This window comes from Streptomyces sp. NPDC085524, from assembly GCF_044541755.1.
Taxonomy (GTDB): domain Bacteria; phylum Actinomycetota; class Actinomycetes; order Streptomycetales; family Streptomycetaceae; genus Streptomyces.
This window is the reverse complement of sequence record NZ_JBITTH010000029.1, coordinates 88,572-108,429: the sequence shown is the minus strand read 5'-3', so window position 1 is coordinate 108,429 and position 19,858 is coordinate 88,572. Positions and strand designations below refer to the sequence as shown.

The 19,858-nt window shown below is 69.0% G+C and carries 14 protein-coding genes and 4 pseudogenes; 11 read left to right on the top strand and 7 right to left on the bottom strand.

The window, feature by feature from the left end; translation table 11 throughout:
- Positions 1-103: 103 nt before the first annotated feature.
- From ACIGFK_RS34370 to ACIGFK_RS34360, 3 genes are all read left to right on the top strand, one after another.
- Positions 104-1,063 (top strand): tyrosine-type recombinase/integrase, encoded by a 960-nt coding sequence (locus ACIGFK_RS34370; RefSeq protein ID WP_400054998.1) that lies wholly within the window; start codon positions 104-106, stop codon positions 1,061-1,063.
- 72 nt (positions 1,064-1,135) lie between these two features.
- On the top strand, positions 1,136-1,666 hold the full coding sequence (locus ACIGFK_RS34365) for a hypothetical protein (protein WP_400054996.1): 531 nt from the start codon (positions 1,136-1,138) through the stop codon (positions 1,664-1,666).
- Positions 1,666-2,943, top strand: a complete 1,278-nt coding sequence (locus ACIGFK_RS34360) for a site-specific integrase (protein ID WP_400054995.1) — start codon at positions 1,666-1,668, stop codon at positions 2,941-2,943. The genes ACIGFK_RS34365 and ACIGFK_RS34360 overlap by 1 nt, the downstream gene beginning before the upstream one ends.
- 53 nt (positions 2,944-2,996) lie before the next feature.
- Here the strand turns inward: ACIGFK_RS34360 and ACIGFK_RS34355 are convergent, their stop codons facing one another.
- Positions 2,997-3,554: an SMI1/KNR4 family protein gene (locus tag ACIGFK_RS34355; RefSeq protein WP_400054994.1), complete on the bottom strand. Its 558-nt coding sequence runs from the start codon at positions 3,552-3,554 to the stop codon at positions 2,997-2,999.
- A 101-nt stretch (positions 3,555-3,655) separates the two neighbouring features.
- On the opposite strand from ACIGFK_RS34355, the gene ACIGFK_RS34350 reads away from it, so the two are divergent.
- Positions 3,656-3,883, top strand: a complete 228-nt coding sequence (locus ACIGFK_RS34350; RefSeq protein ID WP_376660561.1) for a recombinase — start codon at positions 3,656-3,658, stop codon at positions 3,881-3,883.
- 35 nt (positions 3,884-3,918) lie between these two features.
- On the opposite strand, the gene ACIGFK_RS34345 is transcribed toward ACIGFK_RS34350, so the two are convergent.
- Positions 3,919-4,737: a barstar family protein gene (locus ACIGFK_RS34345; protein ID WP_376660562.1), complete on the bottom strand. Its 819-nt coding sequence runs from the start codon at positions 4,735-4,737 to the stop codon at positions 3,919-3,921.
- Between the two features lie 256 nt (positions 4,738-4,993).
- Here ACIGFK_RS34345 and ACIGFK_RS34340 point away from each other — a divergent pair.
- Positions 4,994-5,197: pseudogene (locus ACIGFK_RS34340) on the top strand (phosphoadenosine phosphosulfate reductase family protein); the annotation flags it as partial.
- Between the two features lie 627 nt (positions 5,198-5,824).
- On the opposite strand, the gene ACIGFK_RS34335 reads toward ACIGFK_RS34340, so the two are convergent.
- From ACIGFK_RS34335 to ACIGFK_RS34320, 4 genes and pseudogenes are all read right to left on the bottom strand, one after another.
- Positions 5,825-7,174, bottom strand: coding sequence for a hypothetical protein (locus tag ACIGFK_RS34335; protein WP_400054991.1), 1,350 nt, complete (start codon positions 7,172-7,174; stop codon positions 5,825-5,827).
- Positions 7,175-7,474: 300 nt separating this feature from the next.
- On the bottom strand, positions 7,475-10,810 hold the full coding sequence (locus tag ACIGFK_RS34330) for a DEAD/DEAH box helicase (RefSeq protein ID WP_400054989.1): 3,336 nt from the start codon (positions 10,808-10,810) through the stop codon (positions 7,475-7,477).
- A gap of 803 nt (positions 10,811-11,613) precedes the next feature.
- The gene (locus tag ACIGFK_RS34325; RefSeq protein ID WP_400054987.1) at positions 11,614-12,135 is read right to left on the bottom strand and encodes a hypothetical protein; all 522 of its coding nucleotides are present in this window, start codon (positions 12,133-12,135) and stop codon (positions 11,614-11,616) included.
- Positions 12,136-12,138: 3 nt separating this feature from the next.
- Positions 12,139-13,473: pseudogene (locus tag ACIGFK_RS34320) on the bottom strand (RHS repeat domain-containing protein); the annotation flags it as partial.
- 154 nt (positions 13,474-13,627) lie between these two features.
- Here ACIGFK_RS34320 and ACIGFK_RS34315 point away from each other — a divergent pair.
- From ACIGFK_RS34315 to ACIGFK_RS34305, 3 genes and pseudogenes are all read left to right on the top strand, one after another.
- A complete protein-coding gene (locus tag ACIGFK_RS34315; protein ID WP_386468399.1) occupies positions 13,628-14,056 on the top strand; it encodes a TraG/TraD/VirD4 family protein in 429 nt (142 codons plus the stop codon).
- 441 nt (positions 14,057-14,497) lie between these two features.
- Positions 14,498-14,708: pseudogene (locus ACIGFK_RS34310) on the top strand (alkyl hydroperoxide reductase); the annotation flags it as partial.
- Between the two features lie 609 nt (positions 14,709-15,317).
- On the top strand, positions 15,318-15,554 hold the full coding sequence (locus ACIGFK_RS34305; protein ID WP_376660567.1) for a hypothetical protein: 237 nt from the start codon (positions 15,318-15,320) through the stop codon (positions 15,552-15,554).
- 568 nt (positions 15,555-16,122) lie between these two features.
- Here the strand turns inward: ACIGFK_RS34305 and ACIGFK_RS34300 are convergent.
- Positions 16,123-16,452 (bottom strand): annotated as a pseudogene (locus ACIGFK_RS34300) (IS5/IS1182 family transposase); the annotation flags it as partial.
- Between the two features lie 415 nt (positions 16,453-16,867).
- Between ACIGFK_RS34300 and ACIGFK_RS34295 the strand changes: the two are divergent.
- From ACIGFK_RS34295 to ACIGFK_RS34285, 3 genes are all read left to right on the top strand, one after another.
- Positions 16,868-17,359, top strand: coding sequence for a hypothetical protein (locus ACIGFK_RS34295; protein ID WP_400054985.1), 492 nt, complete (start codon positions 16,868-16,870; stop codon positions 17,357-17,359).
- 422 nt (positions 17,360-17,781) lie between these two features.
- Entirely contained in the window at positions 17,782-18,081 is a 300-nt protein-coding gene (locus ACIGFK_RS34290; protein ID WP_400054983.1) for a hypothetical protein, read from the top strand.
- Positions 18,082-18,235: 154 nt separating this feature from the next.
- Positions 18,236-19,852, top strand: coding sequence for an ISL3 family transposase (locus ACIGFK_RS34285; RefSeq protein WP_400054981.1), 1,617 nt, complete (start codon positions 18,236-18,238; stop codon positions 19,850-19,852).
- The last annotated feature ends 6 nt before the right edge of the window (positions 19,853-19,858 follow it).

Below are 19,858 nucleotides of genomic sequence, written 5' to 3'. Positions count from 1 at the left end.
AGGTCATCACACTCGACGACAGTCCCCCCATGAATGACGGAGCGTCACCGGCGCACGGTGGCACACCCCAGCTTCACGAAAATCTTGCCAGGGCCAGCCGAGGTTGTACGCCGACAACGAGTGGTTCAACACGCTGTTCGCGGCGCTGCCGTCGAACCGGGACAGGGCCGTGATCGCCTTTTGGATCTCCAGCGGAGTCCGGGCCTCGGAGCTGATCGGCGTCCGGCAGTGCGACGTCGACCCGGGACAGCAGCTGATCAGCGTTGTGCGGAAAGGCTCCCGAGCACGGCAGCAGGTGCCTGCCTCGGCAGATGCGTTCGTATGGCTGCGGCTCTACCAGCAGGATCTGCACGGGCTGGTGTCGCGAGGCCGGACACAGCCAGTGCGGTGGACGCTGCGGCGTCCATTTTTTCAGCCGCTGACCTACCACGGCGCCCATTGCATGTTAGAGCGGGTAAACGCCACCATCGGCACGGACTGGACCCTTCACGACCTTCGGCACAGCGCCGCCGCCCGCATGGTCCGCGACCCGGCACTGACGCTGACCGACGTGCAGTGGGTCCTCGGACACGCGCATCTGACCACGACCGAGATCTACCTCGCGCTGCGCCAGGACGAGGTCGTGGCCGAGGGCCCACCACGCCCGGCAGGCAGACCGACATGCCGAGCCGGTGCCGCCGCCTCCGGCACCCGGCTACGACCCGGAAGCCATGGACGTACTCTTCGGGCGATCTTCCTGACCATCACCACGAAGCTTTTGACGCGCCGGCAGCTGCAGACCGCGAATGCAACAGCCGAGCAGGCCCGGGCACGGAACAACGTACTGCGGGAACTATTCCCGCCTCGCTCCGCGGAGGCGCAGTGGCCGGCGACAGCGCAGTCGGCGGATGAGGTACTGCGGCGGCTCACGTCGCCACCGTTCTTGCCAGCGGCCAACGCCACCCGGGCCGGGCGACGGCGCGGGGTCGCAAAACTTCTGCGCTGGCTGTCCAGCCTCCCAGGGGAGACCTGGCAGCAGCGTTGGAAGACCAGCCGCGCCGAGGGGATCCCTGGCGCGGACTGAACAGATCTCCCGCTGCGCTTCTTGCGCCAGAGTGGGCCGTCGCCGTCGTATGAGCGTGTTGACCTGGCCTGGATGCTCACCCGCACCCACAAGCACCTGGCCCCGGTCATGGCCGAGGTCCGCGACCCCGAGGGGTTCACCAGGCTGGCTCAGCTGGCCGAGTCCGGGCCGGCCAGTGCCCGAGGCGAGGCCACCATGGCGGCGACCCGGATCGCGATGCTCCTGACCTGCAAAGGCGGGTCGATCGCGAGCATCACCGTCGGGGACTGCGTGGAGCTGGTCGACACCTTGCGCCGCGTCCATGTCCGCGGCGGTCAGCGCAAAGTCGATTTCTACCTTCGGCTGCAAGCCTTGGGTGTCTTCCCTGATGACGCTCCGGCCACGATCCGGGCGTTCGGGCTTGCCGTCGGCCGACTGAGCATTGAAGAACTCGTGGATCGCTATCCGATCCGGTGCCGCGCGGTCCGCGACCTGATCGTGGACTATCTGCGCGAACGGCAGCCCGCGTTGGACTATACCAGCCTGGACGCGGTGTCGCGGACATCTATCTGGACATCGCCCATTGGGCTGCGGAAGAGCCGGGCCGCTGGGCGCCGTGGGTAGTGCCCTGCCCGATCAGCGATGAGGAGATCAGCAAGGCCAAGGACCGCACACACCGCAAGGCCCGGATGGACCAGCGCACCCGCGAACGGCTTCCCCTCCCGCCGGTGCTGATCGAGACCGTCGACCGCAGGCGACGCACCGCAGCCGAACTACTGGCTGCCGCCGAACACACCCGGCCCGGAGATCTGATCCCCGACACCGCCGGAACCTTGCGCAGAGCCGTCGCGCCCAAGACCGCATGGCACCTGACCTGGGCCGAGGAGACCTCGACCGGGCGGCGGCGGAGCCTCACCTTCGAGGAGACCGAAGCCTTCTGGGCCTTCGCCGCGATCGAGGTTCTGCGCCTGACCGGCATCCGCAACGAGGAGCTCCTGGAGCTGACGCACCACAGCATCACCGAGTACCGGCTCCCCAGCACAGGCGAAGTCGTGCCCCTGCTGCAGGTCGCACCGTGCCAGACCGACAGCGAACGGCTCCTGCTGGTCAGCCAGGAACTGGCGGACGTCCTCTCCACCATCATCCGCCGCCTGCGAGGAGGCAACGGCGCGATCCCGCTGGTGGCCTCCTACGACGTCCACGAGCGAGTCTGGAACCCGCCGATGCCGCTGCTGTTCCAGCGCGACATCGGCACCGAACACCGCGCTTTCACCCCGACCGCGCTCCGCAAGCTTCTGATCAACGCGCTGGCCGTCACCTGCCTGACCGATGCCGGCGGCGAACCGCTCGTCTTCTTCCCATACGACTTCCGCAGGATCTTCGTGACAGACGCCATCATGAACGGCCTGCCACCGCACATCGCCCAAGTGATCTGCGGGCATCGGAGCCTTGACACGACGATGGGCTACAAGGCGATCTACCCGGCCGAGACCATCGAGGCCCATCGCGCCTTCATCGCCCGCCGCAGGGCGACCCGGCCCAGCGAAGAGTATCGAACCCCCACTGAGGAGGAATGGGACGCATTCCTCGCGCACTTCGAGAAGCGGAAGGTCTCCATCGGCACCTGCGCTCGCGCCTTTTCAAGCCCTTGTGTCCATGAACATGCTTGCGTTCGTTGCTCGCTCCTGCGGCCAGACCCGGCCCAGCTCGGCCGGTTGGAGGAGATCCGCGACAACCTCATTGCCCGCATGGCCGAGGTCGAGCGAGAAGGCTGGCTGGGAGAGGTTGAAGGGGTCCGTGTCAGCCTGGCCGGAGCGGAAGACAAACTCGCGCAGATCACCAGACGCGCAGCCAGTGCTTTGGTCACCCTCGCGATGCCCACACTCCGAACGGAACCGTGAGCATGCCCGGGACGACGGCGCCTGAACAAACGGGACGAAGCGTTGCCGTTTCGCTATGCGCCAGACGACAGCCGACCCGCGGCCTGCTCCCATGGCTGAGGCTCGACCACGTCGCCCCCGTCGAAGGCGTCCTCCTCGAACCAGCCCGTCCCCGCGAGCCATGTCTCCAGCCACGCTGCGAGGCTGGCGGAGTCGAGGAACCAACACTCATCCCACGATCCGCCGCTATACGGGTTCGGCTCGAAGAGCAGGACCTGACCGTCCTCACTGAGACAATCAACGCCTGCATACATACCACAGCCCCAGGTCAGGATCGGTACGACGCCTTCGGGCCACTCCGGGTGCTCTACTCCAACCGACGCCTCACGTCGCGTCAGGTATTCGCCAACGACGCTGGAGCCCGGACCAAGCAGTGGCAGCAGCCGGTAGTCAGGGCCGAAGCCACCGTCAGCAACCTCGCGATACAGGCGCACAAGTAGGGGATGCAGCGCGAAGCCCAGTTGCCTCTTGGCCGCCGCAATCTGGGCATTGTCGACAGGCGCGGGAAGGTCCTTGCTGTCCGATGCGGCCCGGGTGGCAACGCGTCGCACGAGGTCATCTATGTCGGTCATGGCCGTGATGCTGCCAGAGCCCACTGACATGTCGGCGCCCAGGGCCGCCGGGCGGACAGGTAGGCGACAGGAAGTTCAGAGAAGCCTGCATCCGCTGCCCGATGCTCCACGTCAATCCCAAGATGCTCGCCCGGCTCTCCGAGCTCGAAGCCGATCTCCTGCAACGCAAGACGCGGGCCGAGGCCGAAGGCTGGATCGGTGAGATCGAGGGCATCGACCTCACCCTCACTTTCCTCCGCGCGAAGCGCGACGAGACCCAACGCCGAACCCAGCGACCGGCTGTCCACCTCGGCACCCCCGCACGCCGCCGTCCCCAGGAGTCCGAATGACCCTCCCAGGACCAATGCCTGGAAGCGACCAGCCGTCACCGAAGGATGACGTTCACGCCCCGTTCCTCGAAGATCTCCAGGAGGAGGTCGAACAGCACAAGCTCGCGGTCACCGGCGGGCACGCGCTCTACCAACCGTTCCCGAGCCTCGGCCGAGGAATCCCAGTGCAAGGTGAATGGAGCAGTGGCGCCCCACCCGCCGCAAAGGCAGTCGTCCAGAGCGTCAAGGTTCCAGCCGAAGTATCCGCCGGGTCCGTTGATGGCCTCACCGATTGCACAGTAGAAGCTGTCTTCGTCGACCATGTGCCGGCCGTCCAAGGCGAACACCTGGCCTGCAGGCGCATCGGATTTCCCCTGGCGTTGGTACTCCTGGGACCACAGGGCTACCGACAGCCACGCGTGTCGATCCTCGGGTGCGAGTTCGTGCCACATGCCGGTGCGGTCCAGTTGACCCGTGCGGACCAGCTCCCACGCTCGTTCCGCTCCGGGCAGGGCGTTCTCGCACCACAGCGTCACTGTGACGTCGACGAGGCCGGTTCCAAGGGTGGAAGGCTTGGCGTCGACGACGGTGACCTCGTTGACGAAGTAGGACCCCATGGTGGCACCGTCGCCGTCGAGAAGGGCGAGCCATGCGTTCCCCGCCATGGTGCGACGACTACCGACATGATCGAGGCTCTTCAGTAGGCCACCCTGCGGGAGACACCCTTCGAGGTGCACTCGGCGTGCGCCCTCCTCATCCGGCAGAGGCGTGAAGAGCCCCTCGGCCTCGTGAGTAAAGCCCCAGAAGTCACTGTCGTCCTCGTCCGAGGTCAGCGCGTACTTCTGCCCGTCGCCGGCCCGCCCTGATGTTCGCATCGCACCCCCAATGAGAGCGCTGATCTTACCGACGCCCGACAACTCACCGGGCAGTCGTCGGCGCTGTGCCCATCCCTGACCCCACCCCGTCTATCTCGGAGGCCCATTGACGAGCCACATAGCCCCGTTCACCCATGAGAGTGAAGTGCAGAGAAGCACCTCGGACCTCAAGACGGCCGTCGGCCGCGACTTCGCCGACGAGACCGGCGCCCAGTTGAACCTTGGCCGTCCCTACCGTGCCGGATACGCGACGGGCATGTGGGCCGAGGAATCTTCCGCACGTGCGAAGAAGCCGGTCATCGAGCTGCACCGCATGACAGGGAGGGGCACTCTCCGGCGGGTGACGACGTGGCTCCCGATCCACCACCTCACCACCGACGAGCTATGGCAGCTTCACCAGGACCACGGGATCGTGCGGCACCCGGCCTACGACATGGGAATGCGACGCCTCAGCTGCCGTGCCTGCCCGCTAGCGAAGACTGAGGATCTGATCCGCTCGGCCCAGCTCAACCCCGCCCTCTTCGCTGAGTACGCCCAGGCCGAGAAGGAGATGGGCAAGCCCTTCAAGAAGAGCCATCAGACTCAGGGAGATCATCGAGCGGGCTCAGGACTGACCCGGCCGCCATCGGCTGCGGCGACCCCCGCCGCAGCCGAGATGACCCCAAATGGCAACACAGCCCCTACCCACCGACCATCTGTCACGAAGCGGCGGGACGCGACGGTCGACCCAGGCCCGCAGCGGATCGCGCACCAAGAAGTTCCAGCCGGCCGCCAAGCGCCACTCGGCTCGCTGAACAGCGCCCGTACGCACGCAGCGGCCCGGTCGGCCGGGCCCCGGTTGCGGAGGGACGCGACGACTGCCTTGGGCCGCTGCCCCGTCACGCACCAGGACCACAGCCCCCGTACCGGGCGCCACCCGGCCCGACTAACTGCACCCAGGTGCGCACCCAGCCCGCCCCCCCCGGTCGCGGGGCAGCGGAGACACCGCGGGAACACCGGGCCGGACCCCTATGACTGCTCTGCCGCGACACCCCACGGATGTAGGGCAGGGTGGAGCCGAACCATCAGGAGAGAGAACGATGATCCCTCAGAGACGCCCCACGATGACCGAGTTCGACGTCGCCGCCGCCAGCGGCCTTTCCCTGCGTGCATGCTCGATCGGCAGGTCGGGGTCGCGTGGGGCCAACTGTCTCATCCTGGGGTCGGGGTCGGTGGCCAGGCGCCGCAGGGTGTCCGCGGTGAGCGGGAGGTCGTCGGCCGGACGCCAGCGGGTCCTTTTGACGGGACGGTAGGTGCGGTCGATGTGTACGGCGGTGGCCTGGTCGATCTCGTCGCGGGCCATCCGTGCCATCGCCGTGCGGACGCCGCTGTCCTCGTCGGCGAGGAGCCGGGCCACGACCGGCGTCGGTAGGGAGCCGGAGATCGCAGCCGAAATGCGGAAGCAGGCGTAGGGCGAGTCTACGTGCAGCAAGGGGTCGGCGGTTACCCACGGCAGGCTCAGTGTCCGAAGCTCCATGCGGGCGAAGTCGTGCATGATGGCCCGCTCGACCTTGACATCGTCCATGGCATCGGCGTCGGAGAGCCAGTCGAACGAGGGCGCGTCGGAGATGATCCGCGCGTGGATCGCGGCACGGATCGGCTCGGGGGTGTTCTCGCGGGCGAATATCCCGAGGGCGACCCGCGCGCTGGGGTCGTCGGCGAGGACGTCGCGCAGCGAGGGTGGCAGGTCGGGGTGTTCCGCCAGTTCCGTGCGTACGTCGTCGTCCGGGTCGGCAGCCAGCCGATGGGCGGTGGCGGAGTCCAGCGTGCAGTGGCGGACTGCGCCTGCGCGCGTGACCGGGTCGGCCAGCAGCGCGGGAACCAGGTCGGCCGGCGGGATGGGGTGGGGGAGCCCTCGGAAGTAGGTGGCACAGGCTGCCGCGCGTACGGTCTTGTCCGGGTCGGTGAGGAGAATCCGACGCACCGGCTCCGGGGCCTGTGTCCACCACTCGGCAAGGGTCACCCGGATCTTGGGGTCGGGGTCGTAGGCGAGTCTGCTGAGCAGGTCGGTCGGCGTGTGGTCGTTCTGGGCCAAGTACTCGCGTACTCGTATGTCGGTGTCGTCCACCAGACGCTCGTACACCTCTCGCGGTGTGGCGGCGCCCGCCCTGCTCGCGACGGCCGCGCGTATACCCGGGTCCGGATGTTCTGCGAGCGTCATCTGGAAGGCGGGCGGGAGGCTGCGGTTGAGGGCGAGTGAGTGTGTGAGCCAGTGATTGTCGATGGCGATGATCTCGGCGATCACGCCATCGTTGCGGTCCGGGCGCTTCGCGACTGTGCCCATGCCCTTGCGGTGCGGGAACAGACGGCGTACGAACTCGTGCGGTAGAGCGGGGTTCTGCGCCAGGCCCTCCAGCACCGTGTCGAAGCGGACCGGCTTCGATGGTGTGTCCGACATGGGGAGCGACCCTTCTGCCTGGGCGAGATGACCGCTGAGTCTTACACGCACCGGGTCCGCGACCGCATGGAACCTGTTCTAGTGAGTGAAGGTCAGCAGACGCACTCACGCGGGGTGGCTCTGAGGGCTGGCTACATGCCTCTCCGCAGGCCGGCAGGGCGGCTTCTGCAGATACAGGCATGCCTCGTCTTGGCTATGCGGGGTTTGTCTGGAAGCCGGATTCGATGCAAGTGCTCGAAAATAGTCTCCAACCCGGCTAGAGTCCCAGGCCGGAAAGCCTGCTCCCCGCGCACGCGGGGCTCACCCCGTGCGTGGCCCCGGGTGCGTCGGCCTGGGCATGGCCGGGTCGTGCCCAGGCGGGGTCCACGTATGGGCCGGAAGGGAATTCGCCAGCGTCGTGAAGAACCGCTGGTCGCGCCATGACTCGCGGTTGCCGATGACGAACAGGCGGCGCTTGGCGCGGCTGACGGCGACGTTGAGGAGGTTCGGGCGGGACGCCGCCCAGGCGCGGGCGCCCGGGCGGCGTGGGTCTGTGCCCAGGACCAGGATGACGACGTCCGCCTCCTTGCCCTGCGTGGTGTGCACCGTACCGACCCGCTCGGCCGGCAGCAGGTCCCGGCACGCGCGTTTCGCACCGGCCACGACCTGCCTGAAGGGACTGATCACGAACACGTCCTCGGCCAGGTCCACACCACCCTCGTCGCGCAGCCGTTCCAGCACGCGCCGCAGAGCGCGCCCCTCCTCGGGGATCCAGTGCCCGTCCGCCTGTGTGGAGGCCACGTCCACCCAGCTGCTGGCCGGCCGGTAGGCGTACGGTTCACGGTCGCCCGCGCCGATGCCCTGCACCATCAGGCCGTCGTATGCGATGGCGTTGCTGACGGAGAACATCGGGTCGTCGCACCGCCGGTGCACCCGTAGGGGCGAGCCGACCCACACCTCGTGCCGGCCGTCGGGGAGTTCGGCCGGCAGCACGGTCCCGTAGCGGTTCGCGCGGTCGGCGAGTTGCTGCACCGACGTCCGCCCGGGCGCCCATTCCTCCGCGGCGCCGAAGTCCTCACGCAGTGCCCGCTGCGCCGTCCACGGGAGGACCGCCACGGGCTCCAGCTGCAGCGGGTCGCCGACGACCACCGTCCTCTGCGCCCGCCACATACCGCCCACCGCCATCTGCGGGGTCGCCTGTCCGGCCTCGTCGACGAACAGCCAGCCCAGCGCCTCCGGGCCGAGCCGTCCGAAGACCCGGTCCAGCGAGGCGAAGGTCGTCGACACGACGGGGACCACCAGGAACAGGCTCTGCCAGGCCGCCCGCAGGTGCGCCTCGGGTACGGACCTCGGTACCGCCCCGGTGACCGCGTCCATCGCTGCCATCAGGTTGGCGTACATCGTCCGGGCGGTGCACCGCAGGAAGGCCCGGTGGAGTTCGAGCCCCGCGAGGAACACCTCCGTACGGGCCTGCGTGACCTCGGGGTCGGACCACGGCGCAGCCAGTTCGCGTGCCTGATCGTCCGTCAGCCACGATTCCTGCGGTACGAACTCCTCCCAGCGGCCGCGGGCCTCTGCGACCGTCCGCCCGGCCTCCTCGGCGGCGGCGACCGCCGCCTCCAGTGCCTTGCGCCGCTTGCTCAGGCGGTCCGCGGCCGCGCCCACCGCGCTCCGTACGCCGTCCCGCTGAGCCTGCGCCGCGTCGCGCGCCCGACGCGCGACGGCGACCAGGCCCGCGGCCTCGGCCTCCTCCGCGTGCCAGGAGCGGGCCGCGCGGCCCAGCGTGAAGAGGCTGACCGTGAAACCGGGGCGCCGGACCAGGTGCGCCTGGTGTGCGTGCTCGGCCTGTGCCAAGGCGTGCAGGGCCTGTTCCAGTGCACCCTCGGCGGGCGGCAGGGTCTCCCGTACGCGCGCCAGCTCCGCCGCCTCCCGCTCCTCGCGTGCCCGGCCCTGGCGCACGGCCTCGTGTGCCAGTGGCAGCACGGTGAACGCTTCGGCGGCCGCCGCCCGCTCCGCGCTCAGCCGCTCGGCCTCGGCCAGCGCCGCCTCGAACCGCTGCTTGGCGTCGCGCCATACGCCGCTCTGCGGGGTATCGCGCCACTCCCGCAGCAGATGGGCCAGGCCGCGGCCGCTGTCGATCCAGGCGTTACGGGTCTGCCGGGTGCCGGCGGCCTGTGCGGGAAGGGGCGGTGCGGCAGCGGCCTCGCCGCCCGCGTCGGTCCGGCGGTACTTGCCGTGCCAGAAGCGGTTCACGAACTCCAGGCGGTTCCTCTTGTTTCCCAGGCGGGCGGCGACCGAGCCCCACGCGGCCTGGCCCTTGAGCAGGCGGGTGGCCTGTTCGGCGAAGTAGTCGGCGTCTGCGCGCCACTGCGTGCCGAGTGCGGCGCGGGCGGGGATCTCGGTGGAGATGTTCTCCACGGCGCCGTTGTTGGCCGAGGCGACCACCATCTCGAAGCCGGTGAATTCCGGGCGCAGCGGCGTGACCCTACGGGTGTAGTCCCCGCTCTTCCAGACGTACGGGGCCTGCTCGACGAAGGCCTGCGAGGGCAGCCGGAGCGCGGCGAGGCGGCGGGCCCGCTCGACGACGGCCGCGGCGAAGCAGTCGCGGAGCATCGTGGTCTTGCCCGTGCCGGGCGGACCGTTGACGGCGAAGATCCCGGAGGCGGGGGCCAACTCGGTGTGGATGGCGTTGACCGCGAACTGCTGGCTGAGCGCGAGCGGGTGCGCGGCGTCGGCGGGCCAGCGGCCGAGCGGGGTCCGGGCCGGCGCGACTCCGGAGAGCGCGAAGGAAGGGTGCGCGCGTACATCGACCCGGCGCGACGCGTCGAAGGCGGCCTCGGGGGTGAGGTACGCGGCGAGCCCCGGGCCGGGATCGCGCGCGGCGAGCTCGCGGGCCACCCGGTCCAGGTCGGCGGCGATGAAGCTGTTGAGGAAGTCCTGCTGGTCGGCGCCGTCGCCGGCCCGGTCCAGCCGTACGGGCACGCTGCACACGCGCACCTCGGCCGGCGCCAGCGCGACCGCCACACCCCAGGCGTCGGCCAGCTCTCCGGTGAACTCCAGCAGATGCTTGGCACTGACCGTTCCGGTCCCGACGGGGGAGGCCTCGTCGTCCTCGCCGTCGGGTCCGAGCTCCCCGCCAGGGTCGGCTGACTTGCCGAGCTCACCGAGTTCACCGAGTTCACCGGCCCGTGCGGTCCAGGTTTCGGCCTCCTCCTCGAACCCGTCGAGCCAACCACCGCTGCCGGGGCCGGGAGCGACGGCCCGGCCGGTGGCCCAGGCGCAGGAGGAGAAGACGGGGGAGTCCAGCAGCAGCCGACCCTCGTCCGTGACGGTCAACGCGAACAGCGCGCTTTCGCCGTCCATCCGGCCGTCGTGGTCCTCCTCGCTCTCCCCGAAGACGCGGAGCAGGGTGTCGCGTACGGCGCGGAGGGCGTACGTACCGCCGTAGACGACGTGCTGCCAGCCGTACCCCGGCTCCAGGGGAACGGACCTCAGGGGGTGCCCGGCCTCCCAGGGCAGGGGCCGGTCCAGCGCGACGGTGTACACGCGCTCCCGCGCGGACAGGGCCGGCACCTTCTGCGGACTGAACAACTCGACCGCCCGCCAATACCCCACGACCCCACTGCGCCGCCGACGCTCGTCTCCTGCTCCGCCCATGCGCGTACCCCCGTCCTCGATGATCTCTACGGGCACCCTATGGCGGCCCGATGGAGCGGAGCAGGTCGTTGTGCGGTAAGGATGTCGGTCGCCGTACCCCCCGGTCGGTGCGTACGTGCCGTGTAGGTTGCGGTCGGGCGGTAGCCACGGCGGTCACCGCATTCGGCGAAAGCACTCACGAACGCACCTCGGCCCGCCTAAAGTCCCGGTTCAGGAAGACTGCTTCCCACGTCCGCGGGGATGCCCCTCTGCACGTAGGCACGGGCGTGCCGAGTACGCTCTGCTTCCCGCATATGCGGGGATGACCCTCCGGATGTCGCCCTCCAGATGGCTGCCTACGGCTGCTCCCCGCGCACGAGGGGAGGGGATGCTCGGCGGATCGGCGTGGGCCACTTTGGCTTCGCCCGCTTCCTGCGCTTGCAGGGATGAACTCGCCTAGCTGCCCGGCGAGGACAGAGTCGCCGATTGCTCTTCCGCATTCGCGGGGATGACCACAAGGGGCAGACCCCGGGGGGACAGGTGGAGGGGTCGGTTCGCCCGAGGGTCAGTTCGAGTGTCTTGTCGCTCGTGAGCCCAGTCCCCGGGCTCCGCGGTCAAGTCACCACCGGCGAAGCGCCGACGGCAGGTTCGGAGCGCGGGTCTCCCTCATTCCGGTCCACGTCGTTGAACGGCGGCGGCAGCGGACGTCCGTCCGCGAACGCCGTGAGCGCTTGGATGACCCTCGAAACGCCGAGCGGGTCTGCTGCCCCGCAGACCCGCTGCCGCCCGCAGTACTTCTGGCCCTGCCGTAAGCCGGGCATGTTTCAAACGCTTCTCTTGAAACTCCAAGGTGGTTCACCGGGGTGCTGAAATTTGAGAATGGACTCAATTGCGAAGTCCTCCAGGTCGGCCGCATATGGCCTCACGCCTGGATGGTTTCCGCAGAAGGTGACGTTTGCCGTGAGGTGGTCGTCGTTGAGTCCGCCGTATGAGAGTGAGATGTACGCCGAGATTTCCACCGCTGAGTGCAACTCGTTCGCATGCTGCAAGCAGCTAATTGCGTATGCCACGCAGCGCCTCAGTAGCTTTGATTCCCTCTCGGGGCCGAAAGCTGGGAGGTCGTAATCCATCATTCCGCGGCCGTTTACCGAATATTCCTCGTGGACTACGTCTGTGAATGGTCCGGCTGGTGAGGACTTGAGTGCCGACAAAACGTGTGCACCGCTGGGACGGATCTCCCAGCCGGCCTCTGCGACCCGGATGAACCCCGACGGCACTTCGTCCGGTGTGATGTCCTCCAGGTTGATCCGACTCAGTAGGCGCGCCATGGCGCGGTTCATCTCCATGGTTCAGTCCTCTCCAAGATAACGCAGTCCCTTCTTGATGCCTGCCAAATATCCGGGAACGTCCTTCACTGATCGGTGAATTGACCGCGGCAGGTCGCTGAATTCGCCGGTTTCGAAATTAAATTGGTACTTTGCCTCCGGATTTCTTACGTCCTGGAAATGCAGTTGGCCCATCCTCCCTCCTGGGTCGGGGTTCTCCACATCGATTCGGAAAGGCCCGTGCTCCCAGAGGGTTGAGCTGAATATCCTGGTTCCGTTTGCTCCGATCATATTTGACGGTGGGGCAGGCGGTGCGGCTTCTCTGGGGATGCCGTACGCGTCCCGCATGTCGTTGAGGCGCCTGTCGACGACGTCTGGGTTATACGGGTCGTCGAATGCAGGTTGAGAGGTGTACCCGGGGCGGAGCTCAGGACAGCCCTTGGGGGCCAAGCCGAGCGGGTCGGACCACGTATGAGGGTTGTGGACGTATGTCGCCGGGTTGGGAGCTGGGGCCAGGCCCAGGGGGTCCGGGGTGAGGTAGCGGGCTGTTTCGGGGTCGTATGTGCGGAAGTAGTTGTGGTGGAGGCCCGACTCGGGGTCAAAGTACTGGCCCGGGAATCGGAGGGGGGTGTAGGCGGTGGCGTTGCGGGTCCAGGTGGTGGAGCCCCAGAGGGTGGAGCGGGCGCGCCAGGCGATGTCGCCTGATTCGTCTACCAGTTCGCGTGGAGTGCCGATGAGGTCGGTGACGATGGCGAAGAAGCGGTCGTCGGTGGTGCCGAGGACGTGCTCCGCCTGGGTCAGGGGGTGCAGGCCGTTGTGGGTCCAGGTGAGGGTGACCGGGCCGGCGGACTCCTCGCAGAGAGTGGTGCCGTCCCAGGTGAAGAGGGTTTCTTCCACCACCTCGCCGGTGGGTGTGAGGCGTTGTTTGGCCGTGCGGCGGGACAGGGCGTCGTAGCGGTAGCGCCAGTGGGTGCCGTCGGGGGTGGCGACCCCGGACATGCGGTCTTCCGCGTCCCATGTGTAGTGCCAGGTGTCCGGCTTGCGGGAGAGCCGGGTTTTCTGGCGGAGGACGGTTCGGCCGAGGGTGTCGTGTTCGTAGCGGATCGAGCCGGCGCGGGTGATGCGGGTGCCCTGGTACGAGCGCTCGCCTTGGGACTCGGCGCCTGGGTGGCGGGTCGGCCAGGAGGCAGATGTCTGGTTGCCGGCTTCGTCGTAGGCGTAGCGCTCCGACCAGTTGGTGGCTTCGACGGAGGTGACCCGGGCTCCTGTGTCCAGGGTGAAGGTGCGCGGGCCCGCGAGGGCTTCGTCGATCGAGGTGAGGGCGCCGTCTGCGCGGTAGCTGTAGCCGCGGCTGCCGAGCGGCACGTTCACGCGCCTCCAACAACCTCATCACCGACGGCATCCGGCACCTCCACCGAAGAGACGACACAACATCTCGTCCCTGCCACTGGAAGCCTCCCCCCATGCCTGAACAGCAGAAACGCACCCATCACTCTCGGAAAGACAACGGCCTCTGCGCGCGGTCCTGGACGAGGCCGCGAACATCTGCCGGATCAAGGACCTCCCCGACCTCTTCAGCCACCTCGGATACCGCGGCATCAACCCGTACGTGATCCTCCAGAGCTACCGCCAGGGTGTGGCCGCCCGCGAGGTCGGCATGGACGCCATGTGGGGCGCGGCCACCAAAAAATTGATCGGCGCCGGCGTCGACGACCCGCGGTTCATCTCCGACATCGCCACCCTCATCGGCCAGCACAGCGTCCAGCGCGGCAGCTACTCCAAGAGCCGCGACGGCGGCTCGCAGTCCTGGAGCGAGCAGCGCGAACAGATCCTCGAAGCCGCAGACATCCGCGCGACGCCCAGGGGTCGGCGCTGCTGCTGTCCACCGGCATCCCCAACGCTCAAATCCGGCTCCGCCCCTGGTACCTGGAGGACAGCATGAAGCACATCGGACCCGAGAAGGACTACGAGGAGCTCGCCATCACCAAGCGCGCCATCGCAGCCCACGAGGCACGAAAGGTAGCACGCAGTGGCCGATTGCCTCCTGCCGGACGGCCTCACCGAAGACATCGAGGACCTAAAAGCGCAGCTCCGAGCCCTGACAGCCCAGGTCAAGTCGCTTACTCAGCCCGCTGGCCCACACCCCGAAGAGCTCGTTCCCGGGTACCTGGCCGAGGCCTCCGCCGACGCCCGCTGGTGCCACCGGTGGACCGACCACCCCATCGCCATCGCCCCGGTCTCACAGGTTCGAGCTCCGTAGGCCGAGGCAAGCCGGGTACCAAGATGCATGTCCTGTCGACGTAAAGGGACTGCCCCTCATCGTCGGTGCCAGCGCGGCCAACAGCCACAACACCATTCGTGGAAGCCCATGGTGCTTGGTCATGCCGGGACCGACCTGTTCCGCAAGCTCGTGCTGAACCCGGAGGTCACCGAGGGGGTCTGCACGTCTCCGCGATGACCGCCTCGTGCGACGACGACCCGGAGAACGAGTACCCCGCCTGCCACGTCCACCAGCAGGACTGGGGGTACCGGTCCTGGTCACCCCCACGGGCGCGACCCGCCTGCCCCTGGTCCTCGCCGGCATGGACGAATAGACGATGCGCCAATAGGTTGATCACATAGCGAGGTGCTCAAGGTGGTGCATCTTCAGGCCGATGCTGCCGGGGGAATGGAATTCCCTTCCGGAGCGTCGCTCGTTCCGGGTTCTCGAGGAGCTGCATATGAGCCCTGAGTACGGGCATCGGTCAACGACGCTGGGTCCACTTCCTGGAAGGAACACATGGGTCGCGGGCGGAGCGATGTCGTCGCTCGCCCTCGTATTGCTGGGCCTCGGCAGCCCTGCGCTCGCGATGGCCCAGTACCAGCCGACGGTCGCGGTGAGCCAGGCGAATCCCGAGCCCGGTCACTGCAAGCCGTGGGACTACAGGTGCTACCAGGGGGACGGGAACGGCACGATCGGCCCGACGGGGCCGACGGGTCCTCCCGGTGCCACCGGGGCGACCGGCCCGACGGGACCTACAGGCGCCGTGGGACCGACCGGTCCCACGGGAACGGACGGTGCCGCGGGCCCTGCCGGAGCTACTGGTGCCACTGGCGCGACGGGCGCCACTGGCGCTACGGGCGCGACCGGGGCTACGGGCGCGACCGGGGCTACGGGCGCCACCGGGGCGACCGGCGCGACCGGGCCCATCACCCTCACGGCGGTGGAAGGACCAGGAGTCACAGTCGTCGCGAACGGCCCCACGGCTTTTGACATCGCAACATGTCCACCCGGCCAAAAGGCGGTCTCCGGCGGATTCCGCGCCGCCACCTTCGTCTACCCGGTCGCCTCTTTCCAGACCAGCGTCAATGGCCCGGGTGACACCTGGTACGTCGCGTTTCAGAACGTCAACGTGGCCAATGACTTCCCCGCGAACGCCATTGCCTATTGCTCACCGTGATGGCATTTCGGCCCGCCCGGTCGAAGGCCGCGCCGCCCGCCCGGCGGGCGGCGCGGCCTTGCGGCCTCAGCGGCCCGCCCCCGCCTATTTCGTCGCGTTACGCCGACAGGCGATGCCCACCACCTGCGGATCCCGGTCCAGCAGCATGACTGCGTCCCGCATCGCCGGGTAGTGGGCTCGTCCGGGTTGGCTGGGGAAGCCTTGGCGGGTGAGGCGTCCGAGGCGGCTGCGGGCGATGTTGACGGATGCCTCGCCGGTGGGCATGTCGAGGGTCGTGCAGCTCGCGGGCCGGGAACGCCTGGTCGGGGTGTTGGTTGAAGGCGTCCACGATGGCCTGGTAGGCGGTGCTCGACTCGGGTGGATCGGGTTCGGTCCCGGTAGGTGCGAGTTCGGTGATGATCTTGCGGGTGGCGGCGAAGTCCGCAAGGTGGGCTTCGGTCTCGGTGAGGGCGGCGGTCAAGTGCGCGATCCGGTGCCGTAGTTCGTCCGCCCGGGCCGTGGCCTCGTTCTCCCGGAGGTGAAGGTCTACCAGGGGTTCGGTGACGTCCACGCGGCCAGCCCGACTGTGTTCGCGCCAGGCCGGCGTGGGCGTCGTGAGCCATCGAGCCATATTGGCGGTGGAGGCCCAGTAGACGCGCGAGGCGGAGGTGTCGGGCCGGTGACTCACGGGCCAGGCGCCCGTGGAGCATCAGCGTGTCGTTCGTCTGCTCGACCAGCCACCGCTTCGGCTGGGGACGAACCCTTCGCCCTGGTCGGCGGGGTTGCGGCGGACGACCTCGACGTCGATGCCCAACAGCGCGCCGTGAGCGATGACCGCTTCCTTGAAGCCCTGGTCCACCAGCACCTTCTCCAGGCGCATCCCGCACCGCTCGGCGGCCTGGTCGAGCCGGACCGCGCCTGTTGCCACGGCCCCCGCCTGGCTGACGGCCCTCGGCCTTTCCGCGTACGGGTTGCTCCTGCTGACCTACGCTGCGCTCGTCGCGGCCGACGTGCTCCCGGCCCCGCGGCCCGATCCGCAGCTGGGCAGCAGCGTCGCCGACATCCTCTGGCTCACGGCCTTCGGCGGCCCGGCCTTCACGGGCCTCGGCCTCGTCCGGCTGACGGCCGCCCGTTCGTACGCGCGTCGGACCCGGCCGATCTGCAGGCGCCGGGAGAACTCCCGGCCTCACGCGACGAGTTCGCCGCCGACCAGTTCGTCTCAGACCAGGGCAGTATGCCGCAGTAACGCAGGACGATGTCCGTCGGCGGCTACGTGCCCGCTTCGGCGCCAAGCCAGTTGCCTCGGCCGCCGCGTGCGCGCCACCGTGGAAGCCATGAATCGACGACACCTCGTCGCCATCGTCGCGGCCGCGGTGCTGGGTCTGACCGGCTGCAACGACGCGCTCCCGGACGACCCGGCCCCGACCAAGCCGACCGCCTCCAAGCACCCGTCCAAGGGTCCGTCCAAGGGCCCGGGCACACCGGACCCCCGGCCGACCGGCCCCACGGACCCGGGACCCACCAGCCCGAGCCCCAAGGACTCGCCCTGGAAGCAGAAGGGGCCCGCCACTCTGACTGGTTGCGGAACCGTCAAGCGGGGCCTCACGTGCAGCTTCCAGGGCTCGAACTTCAAACCGGGCGAGAAGATCTACTTCAGCCGCGACGGCGCCCAGAAGCATGTCTTCACGGCCGACGAGCGGGGCGGGTTCGCCCAGGACATCGGCGACATCACGACGCTCGGCGCCCACACCTACACGGCCCGCGGGGCCGAGTCCCACGTCGAGGCCAGCACCACGGTGCAGGTGACCGAGGGGGTCTTCCCCTGACCTGACCAGGGCGAGGGGACGGTTCGGCGGTACCCTCGCCGACGCGGCACTCGCGGCCGATGACACCGTTGTCGTCGCCGGCCCGAGGTCCTCACGGAGTGCGCGGCCGAACACTCCGGGCGGCTGGTGCCGGTGGCCCTGGACGTGGTGGACACGGCCCGGGCCAGGCTCTCCTGGACGCCGACCCCGCCGGCCAGAGGGACGCGGCGGGCACGGTGCCGCACCAGATGCCGCGCCCGGCCGCCGGCGGCTGACCACCCCGCGGCGCCGTCGTACAGGTGCAGTGCTCGGGTCTGCCGGCGACCGTCCCGCGGCGGCACAGCTGCGTGCGGTGTGTGCGTGCGGGTGGACCGGGACGCACCGTGCGGCGGGCGATGCCGGCCCAGCGCGGGAAGCCGGAACTGAGGGTCGCCGACGCGTGTATGGACGACTGGGACCGGCACATCGTCGATGTCGGCGAGAATACCGTCCCACTTCCCGCGGCGTTGGAGACGCTGCTGGAGCAGGTGTCCGCGGCGATCGAGAAGCTGGCTGACGATTCCCCGACCGCTGCAGTGAAGGCCTCCCGGAAACTGGAGGTCATCGCCCTGCGGACCGCGCATTGGCCGGCGCAGAAGGCCGCGGAGCGGGAGCCGGAGGCGGTCGCCGCCAAGCTGGGTCTGGCCGTCGACGCCACCCGTGCTCTGCTGGCCAGGTTCGGTGGCTGGAACGTCTACCGCTGAATTCCGCCTGCCGGGCTGCACGAAGCTGCTGTCGTTGGCGAGAACAGCGGGCAGTTTCACCCGGTTCAGGCACGGATTCCGTGAAGTGGATCGTGCTGCCGTGCGCCGGTGACGCTCCGTCATCTGGGGCATCATCCTTCGGTCGTGTGAGACCTTGCTGGAGTTGGTGTTCCCCCACCTGGTGACGGTGCTGGTGGAACGCGTTGTGGTAGAGAGCGGCGTGCTGCGGATCGCGGCGAGTACGAAAGACGGGACGGCGGCCGTCTGTCCGGGGTGCGGAACGTTGTCGACACGGGTACACAGCCGCTACGGGCGCCGGATCGCCGATGCGCCGGTCGCCGCCCGGCCGGTGCTCATCGAGTTGTCGGTGCGCCGGCTGTTCTGCGACAACAGTGACTGCGCGAGGGCGACCTTCGCCGAGCAGGTCGAGGGGCTGACCAGCCGCTATGGTCGGCGAACGCCGGTCCTGCAGCGGGTCGTCGGTGCTCTTGGTGTCGTCCTGGCCGCTCGTGCCGTGGCCCGGCCGGGGCGGGTGCTGGGCATCGTGGTCAGCCGGATGACCGTGCTGCGCGTGGTGATGGCGCTGCCGGAGCCGGCCTGGGCGGTGCCGCGGGTGCTGGGAGTGGATGAGTTCGCGACGAGGAAGGGACGCCGGTACGGCACCATCCTGATCGACTGCGAGACCCACCAGCCCCTGGACCTGCTGCCCGACCGCGAGGCCAAGACCCTGGCCGCATGGCTGCGCGAGCACCCCGGCGTCGAGATCGTCTGCCGCGACCGCGCGGCGTTCTTCGCCGACGGCGCCCGCACCGGCGCCCCGCAGGCCCAGCACTGCGCAGACAAATGGCATGTCTGGCACAACCTCGGCGAAGCGGTCGAACCCCTGGTCTCCCACCACCGCGCTCTCCTCCGCGACCTCGTCGAGCCGGAACCTTCGCCCGAACGCGAACCGGGGCCCGTGCCGGCCTCCGCCGGTCTGGAGCCGCCAGAGTCCTACCCGGCGGGGAAGTTCCTCGACCGGCTCCGCGACACCCACGCCGCGGTCCGCGCCCAGGTCGAGCAGGTCCTGAGCCTGCGCGAAGTCGCCCGCCGGCTCGGACTGGGCCGCAACACGGTGCGCAAATACGCTCGCGCGGCCAGCCCGGAGGCGATGCTGCACGGCCAGTGGCAAGACCGGACCAGCAAACTCGACCGCTACCGGCCCTACCTGGAGCAACGGATCGCCGAGGGCTGCACGAACCTGTCGATCCTCCACCGAGAGCTGCAAGAACGTGGAGCCCGCTGCGCCTACAGCACCCTGCGCGACTACGTCCATCCACTGCGTCCCGGACGCCGCGCAGCCAACCGTCCGCCGATGGCCCGGCCGCCCTCGCCCCGCGAAGCCACCCGCTGGATCATGAGCCACCCCGACCACCTACGCGACGACGACCAACTGCAGCTCGAGACGCTGCTGGCCCGCTCACCCGAGCTCACGGCCGCCACCACCCACGTCCGGACGTTCGCGACCATCATGACCAACCGCGAGGGTGACCAACTGCGCGGATGGATCGCCGATGTCTGCGCCGACCAGCAGTGCGGCCTGGCCTCCTTCGCCGCCGGGCTGATCACCGACCTCGACGCCGTCGTCTTCGGCATGAGCACTGAATGGTCCTCCGGCCCCGTCGAAGGCCGCGTCAATCACATCAGGATGATCAAACGCCAGATGTTCGGACGGGCCACGCTCCCTCTGCTCCGCAAACGCGTCCTTCTGGCAGCGGCAGCAAACAGGTGACCCGGG